This window comes from Streptomyces sp. NPDC012935, from assembly GCF_042900345.1.
Taxonomy (GTDB): Bacteria; Actinomycetota; Actinomycetes; order Streptomycetales; family Streptomycetaceae; genus Streptomyces.
In genome coordinates, this window is sequence record NZ_JBIBBC010000131.1 from 1 (window position 1) to 1017 (window position 1017).

Annotated in this window: 2 protein-coding genes; both read left to right on the plus strand. The window is 73.0% G+C overall.

The window, feature by feature from the left end; translation table 11 throughout:
- On the plus strand, positions 1 to 650 hold a 650-nt coding region (locus ACFY5C_RS42090; RefSeq protein WP_389455403.1), incomplete at its 5' end, for an XRE family transcriptional regulator.
- Between the two features lie 29 nt (positions 651 to 679).
- Positions 680 to 1017 (plus strand): cytidine deaminase (locus ACFY5C_RS42095; RefSeq protein WP_389455405.1); only part of this gene is annotated, 338 nt, incomplete at its 3' end.

The window sequence follows — 1017 nt, forward strand, 5'->3', positions numbered from 1 at the left end:
TGCTGGACTCGGTGGCGCGGGTGCTGCGGCTGAGCAACGCCGAGCGCCGGCATCTGTACGTGCTGGCCGGGCTCAACCCGCCGGCGGCCGAAGTCGCCCCGGACAAGCGGGAGATGTGCGACGGGCTGCGGCGGCTGATCGACACGTGGATGCCGAACCCGGCGCACATCATGGACCGTTACTACAACGGCGTGATGTACAACGAGGCGGCCTCGACCGTGCTCGGCATGCGGCCTGGCCTGCGGTGGAACTGCCTGATCGACTTCTTCACCGACCCCATGTACCGGACCCGGTCCCGGAGTTGGGCGGAGAACGCCTCCTCGGTGGTCGCCCAGTTCCGCGCCCTGTGCATGGCCAACCCCGACGACGAGGGGTTCCAGGAGGTGCTGGCCGAGGCGCGGGCGTCCAGCCCGGAGTTCGCCGAGCTGTGGGAGCGCCGGGACATCGAGGACGCGGGGCAGATCCGTAAGGAGCTGGACCACCCGCTGGTCGGGGTGCTGACCATGGAGTCGAGCGTGATGCAGATGCCGGTGCGCCCGGATCTGTCGATCGTGCTGCACACCCCGCTGGACGAGGCGACGGCGGCGAAGCTCCAGTGGCTGGCCTCGCCGGAGGCGCGGCGCGGGGCGATGTACCCCGTGGCCGGGTAGGTCCGGCGGTCCTCCGTATGCTCGGGGACATGACCGACAGCAGCGCGCTCGACCCCGAGGACCGCAAGATCGTCACCCTGGCCCGTTCCGCGCGGGCCCGCAACGGCGTGCCCGAGGGGGCGGCCGTACGCGACGAGACCGGCCGGACGTATGTCGCGGGGACCGTCGCCCTGGAGTCCCTGGAGCTGAGCGCGCTGCGCACGGCGGTGGCGATGGCGGTGGCGTCGGGCGCGACGTCGCTGGAGGCGGCGGCGGTCGTGACCGAGGACGCCGGCGCGCGCGCCGAGGACCTCGCGGCGGTGCGCGACCTGGGCGGATCCGGGACCCCGGTCCTGGTGGCGGGCCCCGACGGCACCGTCCGCACGAC